A 16,735-nucleotide genomic window follows, 5' to 3' on the forward strand; every position below is an offset into this window, starting at 1 on the left:
TGTTGGATTCGTTGAGTTCATTGCAAGTCAGCCTGGTGGCCATGGGGGGCCTCACGGTGGTCGGGGTGGTGGCCTACAACTACTGGACCTCGCGCAAAAGCACGCCTCGGCTGCCCGAGCCCAGCACTGACATCGCTCAGGCCCAAGCGCCTTTGTTGGACCCGACCGGGGCCACAGAACCGGTGCTGGACGATGATTTTGCCAATTTGCCTCAACCCGAGCGCAAGCCACAGCTGGACGCCTTGATCGATGTAATTTCGACCATTGAGGTGGATCAACCGGTTTCGGGCGATGCTGCCTTGGCGGCGCTGCCGACCACGCGCCGCGTGGGCACCAAGCTTTTCACCGTGGAAGGCTGCAGCCAGCTCAGTGGCGAATGGGAGGTGGTGGTGCCTGGACAGCGTTACTCGGCATTTCAGGCCGGTGTGCAGCTGGCCAACCGCATGGGTGCGCTCAACGACATCGAGTTTTCCGAGTTTGTGGTCAAAACCCAGGCATTTGCCGATGCGGTGGGCGGCACGGCCACCTTCAGCGACATGCTCGAAGAGGTGGCCCGTGCGCGTGAACTGGACCAATTTGCCAACGCCCATGATGCGCAATTGAGCGTGACACTGTGCGCGCGTGAGGCGGCCTGGAGCCCGGGCTACATCCAGCAGCATGCAGCCCGCCTGGGATTTATTGCCGGCTCGATTCCTGGTCGGATGGTGTTGCCTGCTTCAGTGCCCGGCTTGCCGCCTGTGCTGTCCCTGGTTTTTGACATGCAAGCAGCCTTGGCCGAAGACCCAGACCTGTCGGCTGTGCGCGAGTTTTCTCTCAGTCTGGATGTGCCGCAGACGGCGCGCGAAGACCAGCCCTTTGACCGGCTGCGCGAAGCGGCTCGCTTGCTGGCCCAGTCCATGGACGGGGTGGTCACCGATGGCCGAGGACAGGTGCTGGCCGATGACGTGCTGGACGACATTGCCAATGACCTGGCTCAGCTCTACAACGCCCTCGATCAACGTGAGTTGTCGGCTGGTTCGCCGCAGTCACGTCGTTTGTTTTCCTGATGGGTGCATAGCGTGACCCTGACTCACCCGGATTTGTTTGGCGATGCTCAGGCCGCCACCAGCGATTTGTCTGCCAAGCCTGTGACATCGACTGCTGTTCGTGCAGCCCAGTTGCGTGCTGCCTTGCATCACCATGCGCACCGCTACTACACGCTGGATGCCCCCGAGATCCCCGATGCCGAATACGACCGATTGTTTCGGCAATTGCAGGCACTCGAAGCTGAGCACCCCGAGTTGCTGACTCCGGATTCACCCACGCAACGGGTGGGGGGCAAGGTTCTGGCCGAATTTGCCCAAGTGAGGCACCGTGTGCCCATGCTCAGCATCCGCACCGAAACGGACACCAAAGCCAGCGGCGCAGAGGCTTTTGATGCCCGCATCCGCAAGGAGCTGGGCCTCGGCGATGCCCAGCCCGCCGTGGGCTACGTGGCTGAACTCAAATTCGACGGCCTGGCCATGAGCCTGCGCTACGAAAACGGCGTGCTGGTGCAAGGCGCCACCCGGGGTGACGGCGAAACCGGCGAAGACGTGACCGCCAATGTGCGCACCATCGGCCAGATCCCGCTGCGCCTGCCCGAAGGCGTGCCAGCGGTGCTGGAAGTGCGCGGCGAGGTCTACATGCGACGGGGTGACTTTGAGGCCTTGAACGAACGCCAGCGCCAGCGCATTGCCGCTGGGGCCAAGGGCGAAAAAACCTTTGTGAACCCGCGCAATGCCGCCGCAGGCGCCGTGCGCCAGCTGGACTCCGGCATTGCCGCCGACCGGCCGCTGAGCTTTTTTGCCTACGGTCTGGGTGAGGTGACTGCGCCCGCTGACCAGCCTTTGTGGACCACCCACTACGACATGCTCATGCAGCTCAAGGCCTGGGGCTTCCCGGTGGCCGAGCAAACGGCCGTGGTCGAGGGCGCTGCGGGCCTGGTGGCCTTTCACCAGCGCATCGCGGCGCAGCGCGACAGCCTGCCTTACGACATCGATGGGGTGGTCTACAAGGTCAACGACCTGGCCCTGCAACAGCAGCTGGGCTTTGTGACCCGCGAGCCCCGATGGGCGGTGGCGCACAAATACCCGGCGCAAGAAGAAATGACCCAGGTGCTGGCCATCGACGTGCAGGTGGGCCGCACCGGCAAGCTCACGCCTGTGGCCAAGCTGGCCCCCGTGTTTGTGGGCGGCGTCACGGTCACCAATGCCACGCTGCACAACGAACTCGAAGCCCGCCGCAAAGACGTGCGGATCGGCGACACCGTGATCGTGCGCCGCGCAGGTGACGTGATCCCCGAGGTGGTGTCGGTGGTGCTGGACCGCAGACCCGCCGATGCACCGCAATTCACCATGATGAGCCATTGCCCCGTGTGCGGCAGCCTGGCCGAGCGCGAAGAGGGCGAAGCCGACCACCGCTGCACGGGCGGGCTGTTTTGCAGCGCCCAACGCAAACAGGCGGTTTGGCACTTTGCGCACCGCCGCGCCATGGATGTGGACGGTTTGGGTGACAAACTCGTGGACCAATTGGTCGATTCCGGGCAAGTCAATACCTTGGCAGACCTGTACCACCTGAAGCTGGAAAACCTGGCCAACATGGACCGCATGGCTGAGAAATCAGCGGTCAATTTGCTGCAGGCGCTGGAAAAATCCAAACAAGCCACGCTGCCGCGTTTTTTGTTTGGCTTGGGCATTCGCCATGTGGGCGAGGCCACGGCCAAAGAACTGGCCCGGCACTTTGGTCAGCTCGATGCCGTCATGGCCGCCAGCGAAGATGCGCTCTTGCAAGTGGCCGATGTGGGCCCCATCGTGGCGCACAGCATCCGCACGTTTTTTGACCAACCGCACAACCGCGAAGTGGTGCAAGCCCTGCGCGATGCGGGCATCCGCTGGGCCGAAGGCGAGGCCTTGGCGCCGACTGAAATGCCCTTGGCGGGCGTCACGGTGGTCTTGACGGGCACACTGCAAACCATGGGACGCGACGAGGCCAAGGACAAACTTGAGGCCTTGGGGGCCAAAGTGGCCGGCTCGGTGAGCAAGAAAACCAGCTACGTGGTGGCCGGTGCCGAGGCAGGCAGCAAGCTCGACAAGGCGCAGGCGCTGGGTGTGCCGGTGCTCGATGATGCCGGGCTGGCGGTCTTGCTGTCGGGCCAGAAACCTTGAGCCGGCCAGCATGCAGCCTTGGCAGCCAGACATTTTTTTCAGGGAGATAAAGCCATGAGTGTTCGCGAGATTCTGAAAATGGGCGATCCACGGCTATTGCGAGTGGCCCAAGTGGTATCCCCGCAGCAAATGCGAGGGTTGGACGAACTTGTCCAGGACATGCAAGACACCATGGCCGCAGTCAACGGTGCGGGCTTGGCCGCACCACAAATCGGGGTGGATTTGCAGGTGGTGATCTTTGGGACAGATCGCATCAATCCGCGTTACCCCAATGCTCCTGTGGTGCCGCGCACGGTGTTGATCAATCCGGTGATTGTGCCTTTGGATGACACCGAAGAAGAGGACTGGGAAGGCTGCTTGTCCGTGCCGGGGCTTCGTGGCATGGTGCCGCGTTTTGCGCGCATCCGCTACGCGGGCCTCGATTTGTCGGGGGACATGATTGACCGCACGGTGGAGGGTTTTCATGCCCGCGTGGTGCAGCATGAGTGCGATCACCTGCTGGGCAAGCTCTACCCGATGCGGGTGCGAGATTTCACCAAGTTTGGCTACACCGAAGTCTTGTTTCCCGGCATCAGCGCCGCACAGGACGATTGAGGCCCACTGGCCCAGTCTGCTTTGGCGCTGGACCAGGCCTGACCTGCAAGCAGCCGTTTACGCAGCAGGGCCAGCCACGAGTGCCTGGCCAGCTTGCTCGCCTGTCGCTTACAGCCGGGCCAGGCGCTCCAAGGCCAACTTGAGGGTTTCATCTTTCTTCGCAAAGCAAAACCGGATGACTTTCTGGTCAAAACCGTTGCCGTAAAAGGCCGACAGGGGAATGGCGGCGACGCCGATTTCGGTGGTGAGCCATTGGCAGAAGTCAGCCTCGCCGAGGTTTTTCTCGGGTACACCCAAGCCTGAAATGTCCACGCATTGAAAGTAGGTGCCTTCGCCCGGCAGCAGTTTGAATTGGGTGCTGGACAATCCTTCGCGGAACAGGTCGCGTTTGCGTTGGTAGAAGGCGGGCAGTTCCAGGTAGGGGGCAGGGTCTGCCATGAAACGGGCCAGGGCGTGCTGCATGGGGGTGTTCACGGTGAACACGTTGAATTGGTGCACCTTGCGGAATTCGGCCGTGAACGCGGCCGGGGCGGCCACGGTGCCAATTTTCCAGCCCGTCACATGGTAGGTCTTGCCAAAGCTCGAGACGATGAAGGCACGGGCGGCCAGTCCGTCAAAGTGGGCCGCGCTCCAGTGCTGGTTGGGCGCATAGACCATGTGTTCGTAAACCTCGTCGCTGATGAGCACGATGTCGGTGGGCGCCAGGATGTCCTGCAGTGTCAGCATGTCCTGGCGCGACCAGATCATGCCGCTGGGGTTGTGCGGCGAGTTGATGAGGATGGCGCGCGTTTTGGGACTGATGGCGGCGCGGATCTTGTCAAAGTCGGGGCGGAAGCTGCCCGGTGTCAGCGGCACGCGCACCACCACGCCACCGGCCAGTTCGATGTTGGGCACATAGCTGTCGTAGCAAGGCTCCAGAACAATGACTTCGTCGCCGGGGTGCACGATGGCCAGGATGGCCGTCAGGATGGCCTGTGTCGCCCCGGCGGTGACGGTGATCTCGCTGGCCGGGTCGTAATGGCGGCCATAAAGTGTTTCAATTTTTTTCGAAACGGCCTCGCGCAGCGGGGCCACGCCTGGCATCGGGGGGTATTGGTTGAGGCCTTCGCGCATGGCGCCATCCACCAGATCCAGCAGCTTGGGGTCGCACGGAAAGTCCGGAAAGCCTTGTCCCAGATTGACCGCATTCTTTTCGGCCGCAAGTGCTGACATGACCGTGAAAATGGTGGTGCCCATGTTCGGGGCTTTGGAGACCAATTGGGGCGTGCGTGCGTTCATGGTGGCGGCAAGAAAAATAAGGGATTGAAAAATACGCGTTCAGTGGCCGAGCGCTTACAGCTCGTAATCGTTGACGTGCCCGTTCATGGCTTTGGCGATCAGAGGGGCGGTGAGTCGGTCGCTCAGCAGCTCAGCAAAGTGGTAGACGAAGTGGCGCAGATAGGCTCCGCGTTTGAAGGCCACTCGGGCCACGTTCATGCCCAGCAACCCGGCCAGTGGCCGGATGGCCAAATCTTGGACGGGGTCGTCCTTGATGGCCATTTCGGCCACGATGCCAATGCCCAGCCCCAGGCGCACATAGGTCTTGATCACGTCAGAGTCGATGGCTTCCAGGGCGATGCGGGGGTGCAGCTTTCTGGCCGCAAAGGCATGGTCAATGCGGCTGCGACCTGTGAAAGACGGGTGGTAGGTGATGATGGGTTCGCTGGCAATGTCTTCGAGTGACAAATGCTCTTTTTGGGCCAGGGGATGGTCCAGCGGCAACACCAGAACGTGTTGCCATTCATAGCAAGGCAGCGTGACCAGGTCTTCGTAGGCTGACAGCGATTCAGTGGCGATACCGATTTCGGCCGTGTCGTCGAGCAGCATTTTGGCCACCTGATCCGGGGCGCCCTGGTGCAGGCTGATGTTGACCTTGGGGTACTTTTCGCGCAGCTTGGCCACCGGCATGGGCAGCACATAGCGCGCTTGCGTGTGGGTGGTGGCAATCGACAAGGTGCCGCTGTCCTGAGCGCTGTACTGGTCGCCAATTTTGCGCAGGTTGCCCACTTCTCGCAGGATGACTTCGATGCTGTGCAGCACATGCTGACCGGGCTCGGTGATGCGCTTGAGACGCTTGCCGTGGCGGGCAAAGATGTCGATGCCCAGCTCTTCTTCCAGCTCAATGATGGCCTTGGAGACGCCCGGCTGGGAGGTGTGCAGTGCCTTGGCCGTTTCCGTCAGGTTGAGGTTGCGGCGTGCGGCTTCTTGGACGAATCGGAATTGATGCAGGTTCATATGCTCAAGGCTATATTGAATTGCATCATTATGCTTTAGATGTCTATATGCAGGTGCGTTAACCGGCTGCGATGTCCGCCATCAGGGCGGTCATGGCCGGGTGTTCGCCAATCGCGGGCATCAGCTCAAAACGCATTTGCGGGTAGGCGAGTGCCAGGTCATCCACCAGTGCAGGCAAATCTTCTCTCGCGTGCCGCCCGACACCCAGAAACATGGGCACGATGCGAATGTGCGACAAGCCGCGTGTCATCAATTGCTCGACGGTGGTGGCCAAATCGGGTGGGGTCAGTTCAAGAAAAGCGCATTCCACCGCCATGTCGGGCCAACGCGCTTTCATGTGTTCGGCCACGGCATCAATGGGCAAGCGCCACAGAGGATCGCGCGAACCGTGGGCAAAAAGAATCACGCCCATGGGGGCCGGGTTGTTTGTCATCTCCGCAAGACCATCCACCAAAATGCGCCCAGTGAAATGGCGCTGTAGATCAAAGCCGGGGCCGCCGAAGTCAGCCAGGGCTGCCAGTTGTGCAAATTGCCCACGAAACCAAACAGATTGCTCAGCAAGGTGAAGCTGATGCCCGCCAGGACACCCAAAAAGACGTGTCCGGCAATTTGTCCTGAGCGAAAGTGCAAATACGCAAACGGCATGGCCAGCACCAGCATCACCAGGCAGCTGAGCGGGTAGAACACTTTGCGCCAAAACTCGATTTCGTAGGCCTGAGCATTCTGTTTGTTCTGCGACAGATGGCGGATGTACTGGAACAAATCCACAATGCGCATGCGTTCGGGACTGAGCAAGGCGGCGGCGACCATGTCGGTGCTGATGTGCGTGGGCCACAGCTGTTCCACCACGCGCTCGGACTTGAAGCTGAGCTGGTGGGAGGCTTCAACGTGTGAAATGGTCTTTCTCTCGCCGTCTTTGAGCAGCCAGGCGTTGTTCTGGATCACGCCTTGCGCAGCAGTGGTGATGCTTTGCAGTTGACCCTGGACGTTGAACTCATGGATGCGGATGTTTTCCATGTGCGCCAGGCCGTCAAACGAGCGTACGTTGACCGCAAAGTGACGAGTGCCTTGCGTTTCTTTCAGCCAAGCGCCAGTCTGTCCAATGGTTAGGCGCCCCTGAAACGGGCCTTTGAGCTGAATGGCCTGTCGATCGGCCCAGGGGGCCAGGTAGTCGCCATTGAGAAAGGTGAGGGTGACAAAAATAAGCCCCAGGCTCATCAAGGAGCCCAAGGCACGCAAAGGGTCCAGTCCACCAGTGCGCAAGATGGTGAATTCCGAGCTTTGCGCCAGCCTGGCCATGACCAAAATGGTCCCGATCAAGACAGAAATGGGCAGCAGCTCATACAGATGCACCGGCACTTTCAGTCCGATGTAGAGCAGGGCATGTTGCAACTGGTAGCCCTGGGCGGCGTAACGGTTGAGTTCTTGCAGTTCGCTGACCAGGTCAAAAAAACCGAACAGAGCCAGAAAGCTGGCCGCCACAAAAGTTACCGCCAGCAAAATCTCGCCATGCAGCAAACGGCGAACGGTTTTCATGCGCGAGCCCCGCAGGGTGTGGGCTGATCCATCAAAGCCAACGATGGCAGGCAGAGCACGCGGCAGATCAGACCATGCAGTCTGCGCTGTACGTCTTTGAAATCATGTGCCAAGTCTTGGCGAAGGGGAGAATGGAATAACATTGGCGCGAAGGAAAAGCTGAATTATGAACTTCGAAATCCAAAAACGTACCCTTTCACGCATCATTCGCGACGAACAGGATGCCCTGATCGTTTTGTGGCCCTCTCAATTGCCTGAATCGCTGGACATCGCCAATCCCATCGTTTCCGTGGTGCGCACAGCGATCCAGCATGGAGATTTTGAGCTCAAGGCCGGTAATGTCTTGTCCTTGTATGCCTTGGCGGGCGTCAAGTCGCGTCAGGTCGTGGTGGTGTGCACCGAGGACAGCACTCCTGCACACATGCGCCGAGCCATCGCTGCGGCCTGGGGGGCCTTGAAATCCGTCAAACTCAAAAACTTGGGCGTTCATGCGCTGGCCGACGTGTCTGCGCAGGCCCTGCAAGCGGCCGTCAGTGCTTTGGCCGAAGCTTCTTACAGTTACACCAGCACCCTGAGCAAGCCCAAACCCAGAACGCTCAAGCAGGTCATGTTCAGCATGGACACGGTCGACGCCCCCCGCCGTGAAGCCTTGGCGCGCGCGCAGGCCCTGGTCCAGGGTGTTGAAGTGGCCAAAGAGTGGGCCAATCGGCCGGCCAACCATGCCACCCCCACCTTGCTGGCCCAGGCCGCCCAAGGCATTGCCAAGGGCGCGGGCTTCAAATGCGAGGTGCTGGGTGTGCGTGAAGTCACCAAACTGGGCATGGGCGCCTTTTTGGCCGTTGCCCAAGGTGCTACTGAACCACTGAAATTCATCGTCATGCGCTACAACGGCGCACCGGCAGCGCAAGCGCCTGTGGTTCTGGTGGGCAAAGGCATCACCTTTGATACTGGCGGTATCTCCATCAAGCCAGCGGCTGAAATGGATGAAATGAAATACGACATGAGCGGTGCGGCCAGCGTTTTGGGCGTCTTCAAGGCTTTGGCGCAGATCAAACCGGCCATCAATGTGGTGGGCCTGATTCCAGCCACCGAAAACATGCCCAGTGGCCAAGCCGTCAAGCCCGGTGATGTGGTCACCAGCATGAGCGGTCAGACCATTGAAATCCTCAACACCGATGCTGAAGGTCGCCTGGTGCTGTGCGATGCACTGACCTATGCCGAGCGCTTCAAGCCCCAAGCCGTGATCGACATTGCCACCTTGACTGGCGCGTGCGTGATCGCTTTGGGCGCTGTGCGCTCGGGTCTGTTTTCCAGCAACGATGATCTGGCCCAGGCCTTGCAACAGGCGGGTGAAGAAGCCGGTGATGCATGCTGGCGCATGCCCCTGGACGACGACTATGCCGAAGGCCTGAAGACCCGCTTTGCCGATGTGGCCAACGTGGCAGGCAGGGCAGGCGGCTCGGTCACGGCCGCCAAATTTTTGCAGCGTTTTGCTTCGCGCTACCCCTGGGCGCACCTTGATATTGCGGGCACTGCCTGGCGCAGTGGTGCGGCCAAAGGCGCCACGGGGCGGCCCGTGGCCTTGCTGCTGACGTATCTGTTGTCACACACCACTTCCAAAGTGCCTGGCCAAGCAGCAGCTAAAACGCCTCTAAAAACCGCAGGCAGGGCCAAGCCCCGCCGCACTTGACGGTGGCGTCAATGACCCGCATCGAATTTCACTTCAATGCCCCGGAGCGCCTGCAATACGCTTGTCGGCTGCTGCGCAAAGCGCATGGACGCAGTTTGCGCGTGGGCGTTGTCGGGGCGCAGGCCACTTTGCGCCAGTTGGATGCGGCACTTTGGACCTTTTCAGCCACAGATTTTTTGCCACACAGCACCACGGCCAACCCCACAGATATTCAGCAGGCTTCGGCCATCCTCTTGAGTCCCAGTACCACTGATCTGGGGACCTTGGATGTACTGCTCAATCTGGGCGACGACGTGCCGGAGGGCTTTGAACGTTTTGAGCGACTGATCGAAATTGTGGCCATGGATGACCACAGCCGAATGTGCGCTCGCCAACGTTGGAAGCATTACACAGCTCAGGGCTATGATTTGTTGCAACACGACTTGTCCAAAGTTTCTGCATCATGACCCATCCCTTGCCCCCCTCAAACAGCCAGGATGCCATCCCAGCAGAGGCTGAAATTCCCACACTGAACGCCGCGCTTGACGCATCCCTGATCCCTGAAGCCGTAAGGGTGGCGCTGGATGTGCGCGAAGCGGAACGCGCGGCCTTGTTTTCCATGTCCAATGAATTGCTTGATGGCTTGCGCCCCGAATTGGATCGCTTGACCACCGAATTGGTGCGCAGAAGCATTCAGGGTCTGTGGGAGAAACGTTCTGAGAAATATCAAAATCCCAAGGGTTAATTTTTGCGAAAATCTCTGTGAATTTTGGTTTTCCCTGACGCACAACTTTCGTTTTTGCAGTATCTTCACAGGCTGCTTAATTCGAGCAAAATTTTTTTCGGAGTTCATATGAAATCTTCTCGTAATCGTTCTTTGACTTTGGTCGCGGTGGCTGCAGCCGCAATGGTTTTGGCCGCATGCGGCAAAAAAGAAGCCGCGTCGGATGGCGTGGTTGTCAAAATTGGTCACGTTGGACCCGTCAGTGGTGCCATTGCTCACTTGGGCAAGGACAACGAAAACGGTGCCCGCATGGCCATCGAAGAGCTCAATGCAGCAGGTCTGAAATTTGGCGACAAAGCCGTCAAATTTGAACTGCTGGCCGAAGATGATGCCGCTGATCCCAAGCAAGGCACTGCTGCCGCTCAAAAGCTGGTGGACGCCAAAGTCAACGGCGTGATTGGTCACCTGAACTCCGGTACCACCATTCCAGCTTCGCAAATCTACAACACGGCTGGTATTCCTCAAATCTCTCCATCGGCAACGAACCCCAAGTACACCCGCCAAGGTTACACAGGCGCGTTCCGCGTAGTGGCTGACGATGTGCACCTGGGCGGTACCCTCGGCAAATACGCTGTGGAAACCCTCAAAGGTAAAAACATCGCTGTGATTGACGACCGTACCGCTTACGGCCAAGGCGTCGCTGAAGAGTTCGAGAAGGGCGCGACCGCTGCAGGCGGCACCATCGTCGGTCACGAATTCACCACCGACAAAGCTTCTGACTTCAACTCCATCCTGACCACCCTGAAGGCCAAGAAGCCTGACATCGTGTTCTTCGGTGGCATGGACGCTGTGGCTGGCCCCATGCTGCGTCAGATGAAATCCCTGGGCATCCAGGCCAAGTTCATGGGCGGCGACGGCATCTGCACTTCCGAGCTGGCCAAACTGGCTGGTGATGCGATGAAAGACGAAACCGTCTTCTGTGCTGAAGCCGGTGGTGTGGAAGGCGAACAAAAAGCCGGTATGGACAAGTTCCGCACCGACTTCAAATCCAAATTCAATGCCGACGTGCAGGTGTACGCTCCCTATGTGTATGACGCTGTGAAAGTCATGGCCACAGCCATGGTGACTGCGGGCTCTGCTGACCCAGCCAAGTACCTGCCAGTCTTGAAAGCCATCCAATACAAAGGCGTCACAGGCGACATCGCATTTGACGAAAAGGGCGACATCAAGAATGGCGCTTTGACTCTGTACACCTACAAAGGTGGTGAGCGCGCCCAACTCGCGGTCGTTCGCTGATCTGGCAGCCCCCGAGTTTCGGGGGCGTCATTCAAAACCTGGCGCTGCCGGTTTTGAATGCACAGACGAAAAAAAGCCTGCACATGTGCAGGCTTTTTTTGTTTTGGCGGAGCAGGCGGGATTCGAACCCGCGGTGGGCTATTAACCCACACACGCTTTCCAGGCGTGCGACTTAAACCACTCATCCACCGCTCCGAAGCGTCGTATTGTAGCAGCGGAAATCGTCGTTTTTGACGGGTCCTGCAGATAGGTTGAACTTTGTCTGCTGTCTGTTGCACCTTGGTTTTTTTGTGAATTCTCCATGACGGCTGCGTTGCCAGGCGTTTTTGTCCTTAAACTTCGCGGCTGTTTGTCTTTCTTTTGGCCTTTGCCCTCATCCGCCCATGAAATTCCGTTTCCCCATCGTCATCATTGACGAAGACTACCGTTCTGAAAATACATCGGGTCTGGGCATTCGCGCCTTGGCGGATGCCATTGTCAGTGAGGGGTTTGAGGTCTTGGGCGTGACCAGCTATGGCGACTTGTCGCAGTTTGCCCAACAGCAAAGCCGTGCCAGCGCTTTCATCTTGTCGATCGACGATGAAGAGTTCTCGCCCGGTCCTGATCTGGACCCGGCCGTCATCAACTTGCGCGCTTTCATCGACGAAGTGCGCCGCAAAAATGCCGATGTGCCGATTTATATCTACGGCGAAACCAAGACATCGCGCCACCTGCCCAACGACATCCTGCGTGAATTGCACGGCTTCATCCACATGTTCGAGGACACTCCGGAGTTTGTGGCACGCCACATCATCCGTGAAGCCAAGAGCTATCTGGAAGGCGTGCAACCGCCGTTCTTCAAGGCCTTGCTCGACTATGCCGAAGACGGCTCGTATTCATGGCACTGCCCAGGTCACTCGGGTGGCGTGGCCTTTTTGAAGAGTCCTGTGGGCCAGATGTACCACCAGTTTTATGGCGAGAACATGCTGCGGGCCGACGTGTGCAACGCGGTGGAAGAGTTGGGCCAATTGCTGGACCACAACGGCGCCATTGGCGAAAGCGAGCGCAATGCCGCGCGCATCTTCAATGCCGACCATTGTTTCTTCGTAACCAACGGCACCAGCACCTCCAACAAGATCGTCTGGCACCACACGGTCGCGCCCGGAGATGTGGTGGTGGTGGACCGCAACTGCCACAAATCCATCCTGCACGCGATCATCATGACCGGTGCGATTCCGGTGTTCATGAAGCCCACGCGCAACCATTTCGGCATCATTGGCCCCATCCCCAAAAGCGAGTTCGAGCCCGCAGCCATCATGGCCAAGATCAAGGCCAACCCTTTGCTCAAGGGTGTGGACCCGAAAAAGGTCAAGCCACGCGTCATGACTTTGACCCAGTCAACTTACGACGGCGTCTTGTACAACACCGAAACCATCAAGAGCATGCTCGACGGTTACGTGGAAAACCTTCACTTTGACGAGGCTTGGTTGCCCCATGCGGCGTTCCACCCGTTTTATGGTCCGTACCATGCGATGGGCAAAAAGCGCGCACGTCCGAAAGAGTCGATGGTGTATGCCACTCAGTCCATCCACAAGCTGCTGGCCGGTATCAGCCAGGCCAGCCATGTGCTGGTGCAGGACGCGCAAAACACCAAGCTCGACAGGCCGCTGTTCAATGAGGCGTACCTGATGCACACCTCGACGTCGCCGCAGTACAGCATCATTGCCAGTTGCGACGTCGCGGCCGCCATGATGGAGCCGCCAGGCGGAACCGCGTTGGTGGAAGAAAGCATTGCCGAAGCGCTGGATTTTCGCCGCGCCATGCGCAAGATTGATGCAGAGTACGGCAAAGATTGGTGGTTCAAGGTCTGGGGCCCTGAAAAATTTGCCGAAGAAGGCATTGGCCGTGCGGACGACTGGATCTTGCGCAACGACCCGCGCAAAAAGACCAGCAAGTGGCATGGTTTTGGCCAGCAATTGGCAGATGGTTTCAACATGCTCGACCCGATCAAGTCGACCATCGTCACGCCTGGCTTGGATCTGGATGGCAAGTTCGACAAGACCGGCATCCCCGCGTCCATCGTCAGCAAGTTCCTGACCGAGCACGGTGTGGTGGTTGAGAAGACGGGCCTGTACAGCTTCTTCATCATGTTCACCATCGGCATCACCAAGGGCCGCTGGAACACATTGCTGACTGCTTTGCAACAGTTCAAAGATGAGTACGCCAAGAACCAGCCGATGTGGAAAATCATGCCGGAGTTCTGCCAGAAGCACCCGCGTTACGAACGCATGGGCCTGCGCGATCTGTGCCAGCATGTGCACGAGATGTACGCCAAGTACGACATTGCGCGCCTGACCACCGACATGTATTTGTCGGATCTCGCACCGGCCATGCGTCCGTCAGACGCTTACGCCCACATTGCCCAGCGCAAGACCGAGCGCGTGGAAATTGACCACCTGGAAGGCCGCATCACCGTCGGTTTGGTTACGCCTTACCCTCCGGGCATTCCGCTGTTGATTCCCGGCGAAGTCTTCAACAAGAAGATCGTGGACTACCTCAAGTTCGCCCGCGAATTCAACGAAAAGTGCCCCGGCTTTGAGACAGACATCCACGGTCTGGTGGAGATCAAGGACGATGATGGCAAGAAGCGGTACTTTGCAGATTGTGTGAAGGCCTGAGGTCGGGGTGGTAGCTGAGGCAGGGGAGAATAAAAAAAGCGGCCTTGGCCGCTTTTTTTCATGTCTGCAAGAATAATTTCAAGACGTTGCTGCTGGCTCCGCAATCCCGCCCACCACCTGGCTGAAGCCACCGTCCACATAGGTGATCTCTGCGGTCACGCCAGCGGCCAGGTCGCTCAGCAAGAACGCAGCCACATTGCCCACGTCTTCAATGGTCACGTTGCGGCGAATCGGCGAGGCTTCGGCCACCACCGACAAAATCTTGCCAAAACCTTTGATGCCGCTGGCCGCCAGCGTCTTGATGGGGCCGGCCGAGATGCCGTTGGCGCGCAGGCCACGGTTTTGGCTGCCCAGGGATTCGGCCAGGTAACGCACCGAGGCTTCCAGGCTGGCTTTGGCCAGGCCCATGGTGTTGTAGTTGGGCACAGTGCGGATGGCGCCCAGATAGGTCAGCGTCAGCAAAGCCGATTTGTCGTTCAGATAGGGCAGGGCCGCTTTGGCCATGGCGGGGAAGCTGTAGGCGCTGATGTCGTGGGCAATCTTGAAGCCTTCGCGTGACAGGCCATCCAGAAAGTCGCCCGCAATTGCTTCGCGTGGGGCATAGCCAATGGCATGCACAAAGCCGTCGATCTTGGGCCAGGTGGCCGACAGGTCGGTGAACAGTTTTTCGATCTGTTCATCACTGCCGACATCGCAATCAAAAATCAGCTTGGAATCAAAATCTGCTGCAAATTCGGTGATACGGTCCTTGAAACGCTCACCCACATAACTGAACGCCAGCTCGGCACCTTGTGCATGGCAGGCTTTGGCAATGCCGTAAGCGATGGATCGGTTGGACAAAACTCCGGTGATCAGCAATTTTTTACCGGCCAGAAATCCTGTTTTTGTACTCATGTCATCAACTCCAAGAAAATGTGGGCAGAATTGTCGCATGCGAACAGTCTTGACCCGATTTTGGATGCGTTGGGCGGTGGCGCTCCTCGGTTGCATGGTCGCGCCAAGTTGGGCTGCACACGCTTATGCGCAGTTTGGTGATATTCGATATCCCGCAAATTTTTCGCATTTTTCTTATGTGAATCCTCAAGCACCCAAAGGCGGTGAAATCGTTTTGGTGCCGCCCACGCGCCAGTCGAATTTCGATAAATTCAACCCCTTCACCCTCAAAGGCAGTGCGCCGCCCGGCATGCAGGCCATGATGTTTGACACCTTGCTGGTCGGCAACATGGACGAGCCCACCACTGCGTATGGTTTGCTGGCATCGGACATTCAGGTTTCGCCTGACCGTTTGTCGGTCATCTTTCACATCCATCCACAGGCCAGGTTCCACAACGGCGATGCGGTGCTGGCGGCGGATGTGCAGTATTCTTTTGAGCGTTTGACCAGTCAACAAGCGGCCCCGCAATACCGAACCTACTTTGGCGAAATCAAGTCCGCGACCGTGTTGGGTGAGCGCATCATCCGTTTCGATTTTGTACGGCCCAATCGCGAATTGCCTTTGATTGTGGGCAGCTTGCCTGTGTTCAGTCGCCAATGGGGGCAAGTCGGACAGGTGCGCAAGGCCTTCGACCAGATGGTGATGGACATGCCTATCGCTTCGGGGCCTTACCGCATGGGGCCTGTGCAGTTTGGCAAAGACGTGACGTATGTGCGTGATGCGGCTTACTGGGCGCGCGACCTGAACGTGCGCCGCGGCCTGTTCAACTTTGACCGCATCACCTACAAGATTTACAAGGACAGCACGGCCCAACTCGAAGCCTTCAAGGCCGGTGAGTTTGACTACATGCAGTCCTTCATCGCCCGCGAATGGGCCAGGGCCTTCACCGGGCGGGCGTTTGACCGGGGTGAGTTGGTCAAAGCCGAGTTGCCCCATGGCAATGCGGGCGATTTTCAGGGCTTTCAGTTCAACTTGCGTCGCGACAAGTTCAAGGATGTGCGGGTACGCCAAGCGATTGCCTTGGCCATGGACTTTGAATGGCTGAACCGCCAGCTCTTTTACAACGCTTACAGCCGGGTGCGTGGTTATTTTGTGGCCAGTGACTTTGAAGCCAAAGGCCCACCCGGCCCTGAAGAGCGGGCCTTGCTGGAGCCCTTGCGCGCCAAGCTGTCGCCAGCGGTGTTGGACAGCGATGTGCCTTTGCCGCCCCGCACCCAATTGGCTGCAGACTCGGGCCACACCCTGCGCGATCACCTGCGACAAGCCCGTGACTTGCTCCAGGCCGCTGGCTGGACTTACCGCGATGGCGCCTTGCGCAACGCCAAGGGCACGCCTTTCACCATCGAGTTTCTGGACAGCTCGGGCTCCATGGGCCGTGTGGTCACGCCCTTTGCCAAGAACCTCGAAAAGCTGGGCATCCAGGTGCAGTACAAGGTGATTGATTTCGCTTTGCTGCAAAAGCGCATGGATGTTTTTGATTTTGATATGGTCAGCAACCGCACCGTGGGCAGCGAAGCGCCGGGCACCGAGTTGCTGGAGCGCTTCGGCTCCAAATCGGCCGATGTGGAGGGTTCGGGCAATGTGCTCGGCCTGAAAGATCCGGCTGTGGATGCCTTGCTGGACAAAGCCCTCGGCGCCACATCGCGCCCGCAACTGGTGGCCAGTTTGCGTGCGCTGGACCGTGTGCTGCGCCATGGGCACTACGTGGTGCCGCATTGGTACGGCGCGGTGCATCGGGTGTCCTGGCGCGCCGCAGCCTTTGACAGACCCCAGGCCTTGCCGCGCTACTACCAGCCTGAAGCCCTGGTTACGACGGTCTGGTGGTCCAGATCGGCGCCCACAACGGCCCCACAGAAAGCCCCCTGA

General features: G+C 58.8%; 14 protein-coding genes and 1 tRNA gene. 9 read left to right on the top strand and 6 right to left on the bottom strand.

Annotation, left to right across the window (positions count from 1 at the left end; genetic code table 11):
• Positions 1 to 11: 11 nt before the first annotated feature.
• Genes B9Z51_RS06340 through def form a run of 3 tightly spaced genes read left to right on the top strand, consistent with a single transcriptional unit; the run spans position 12 to position 3,779 of the window.
• Complete coding sequence (locus B9Z51_RS06340; RefSeq protein WP_108374796.1) at positions 12 to 1,046, top strand: cell division protein ZipA C-terminal FtsZ-binding domain-containing protein; 1,035 nt, start codon at positions 12 to 14, stop codon at positions 1,044 to 1,046.
• A gap of 18 nt (positions 1,047 to 1,064) precedes the next feature.
• Positions 1,065 to 3,185, top strand: a complete 2,121-nt coding sequence (ligA, locus tag B9Z51_RS06345) for an NAD-dependent DNA ligase LigA (RefSeq protein ID WP_108374798.1) — start codon at positions 1,065 to 1,067, stop codon at positions 3,183 to 3,185.
• Positions 3,186 to 3,239: 54 nt separating this feature from the next.
• Positions 3,240 to 3,779, top strand: coding sequence for a peptide deformylase (def, locus tag B9Z51_RS06350; protein WP_108372961.1), 540 nt, complete (start codon positions 3,240 to 3,242; stop codon positions 3,777 to 3,779).
• A gap of 108 nt (positions 3,780 to 3,887) precedes the next feature.
• On the opposite strand, the gene B9Z51_RS06355 is transcribed toward def, so the two are convergent.
• The 4 genes from B9Z51_RS06355 to lptG are packed head-to-tail and all read right to left on the bottom strand — an operon-like array spanning position 3,888 to position 7,589.
• Entirely contained in the window at positions 3,888 to 5,057 is a 1,170-nt protein-coding gene (locus B9Z51_RS06355) for a pyridoxal phosphate-dependent aminotransferase (RefSeq protein WP_108372963.1), read from the bottom strand.
• A gap of 54 nt (positions 5,058 to 5,111) precedes the next feature.
• The gene (locus tag B9Z51_RS06360) at positions 5,112 to 6,053 is read right to left on the bottom strand and encodes a CysB family HTH-type transcriptional regulator (RefSeq protein ID WP_108372965.1); all 942 of its coding nucleotides are present in this window, start codon (positions 6,051 to 6,053) and stop codon (positions 5,112 to 5,114) included.
• Positions 6,054 to 6,111: 58 nt separating this feature from the next.
• Positions 6,112 to 6,465, bottom strand: a complete 354-nt coding sequence (locus B9Z51_RS06365; RefSeq protein ID WP_233254858.1) for a sirohydrochlorin chelatase — start codon at positions 6,463 to 6,465, stop codon at positions 6,112 to 6,114.
• 17 nt (positions 6,466 to 6,482) lie between these two features.
• Positions 6,483 to 7,589, bottom strand: a complete 1,107-nt coding sequence (gene lptG, locus B9Z51_RS06370) for an LPS export ABC transporter permease LptG (RefSeq protein WP_108372969.1) — start codon at positions 7,587 to 7,589, stop codon at positions 6,483 to 6,485.
• A 166-nt stretch (positions 7,590 to 7,755) separates the two neighbouring features.
• Between lptG and B9Z51_RS06375 the strand changes: the two genes are divergently transcribed.
• From B9Z51_RS06375 to B9Z51_RS06390, 4 genes are all read left to right on the top strand, one after another.
• Positions 7,756 to 9,279 (top strand): leucyl aminopeptidase, encoded by a 1,524-nt coding sequence (locus tag B9Z51_RS06375; protein ID WP_108372971.1) that lies wholly within the window; start codon positions 7,756 to 7,758, stop codon positions 9,277 to 9,279.
• A gap of 11 nt (positions 9,280 to 9,290) precedes the next feature.
• Positions 9,291 to 9,725 (top strand): DNA polymerase III subunit chi, encoded by a 435-nt coding sequence (locus tag B9Z51_RS06380; RefSeq protein ID WP_108372973.1) that lies wholly within the window; start codon positions 9,291 to 9,293, stop codon positions 9,723 to 9,725.
• On the top strand, positions 9,722 to 10,003 hold the full coding sequence (locus tag B9Z51_RS06385) for a hypothetical protein (protein WP_108372975.1): 282 nt from the start codon (positions 9,722 to 9,724) through the stop codon (positions 10,001 to 10,003). Before B9Z51_RS06380 ends, B9Z51_RS06385 begins: the two co-directional genes overlap by 4 nt.
• A gap of 108 nt (positions 10,004 to 10,111) precedes the next feature.
• On the top strand, positions 10,112 to 11,278 hold the full coding sequence (locus B9Z51_RS06390) for a branched-chain amino acid ABC transporter substrate-binding protein (protein ID WP_108372977.1): 1,167 nt from the start codon (positions 10,112 to 10,114) through the stop codon (positions 11,276 to 11,278).
• Positions 11,279 to 11,382: 104 nt separating this feature from the next.
• On the opposite strand, the gene B9Z51_RS06395 is transcribed toward B9Z51_RS06390, so the two are convergent.
• Positions 11,383 to 11,473, bottom strand: a tRNA-Ser gene (locus B9Z51_RS06395).
• Positions 11,474 to 11,661: 188 nt separating this feature from the next.
• On the opposite strand from B9Z51_RS06395, the gene B9Z51_RS06400 reads away from it, so the two are divergent.
• Positions 11,662 to 13,935, top strand: coding sequence for an arginine/lysine/ornithine decarboxylase (locus tag B9Z51_RS06400; protein WP_108372979.1), 2,274 nt, complete (start codon positions 11,662 to 11,664; stop codon positions 13,933 to 13,935).
• A 78-nt stretch (positions 13,936 to 14,013) separates the two neighbouring features.
• Here the strand turns inward: B9Z51_RS06400 and fabI are convergent, their stop codons facing one another.
• Positions 14,014 to 14,829 (bottom strand): enoyl-ACP reductase FabI, encoded by an 816-nt coding sequence (gene fabI / locus B9Z51_RS06405; RefSeq protein WP_108372981.1) that lies wholly within the window; start codon positions 14,827 to 14,829, stop codon positions 14,014 to 14,016.
• A 37-nt stretch (positions 14,830 to 14,866) separates the two neighbouring features.
• On the opposite strand from fabI, the gene B9Z51_RS06410 reads away from it, so the two are divergent.
• Positions 14,867 to 16,735, top strand: coding sequence for an extracellular solute-binding protein (locus B9Z51_RS06410; protein WP_369958691.1), 1,869 nt, complete (start codon positions 14,867 to 14,869; stop codon positions 16,733 to 16,735).

The organism is Limnohabitans sp. T6-5 (assembly GCF_003063315.1).
Taxonomy (GTDB): Bacteria; Pseudomonadota; Gammaproteobacteria; order Burkholderiales; family Burkholderiaceae_C; genus Limnohabitans_A.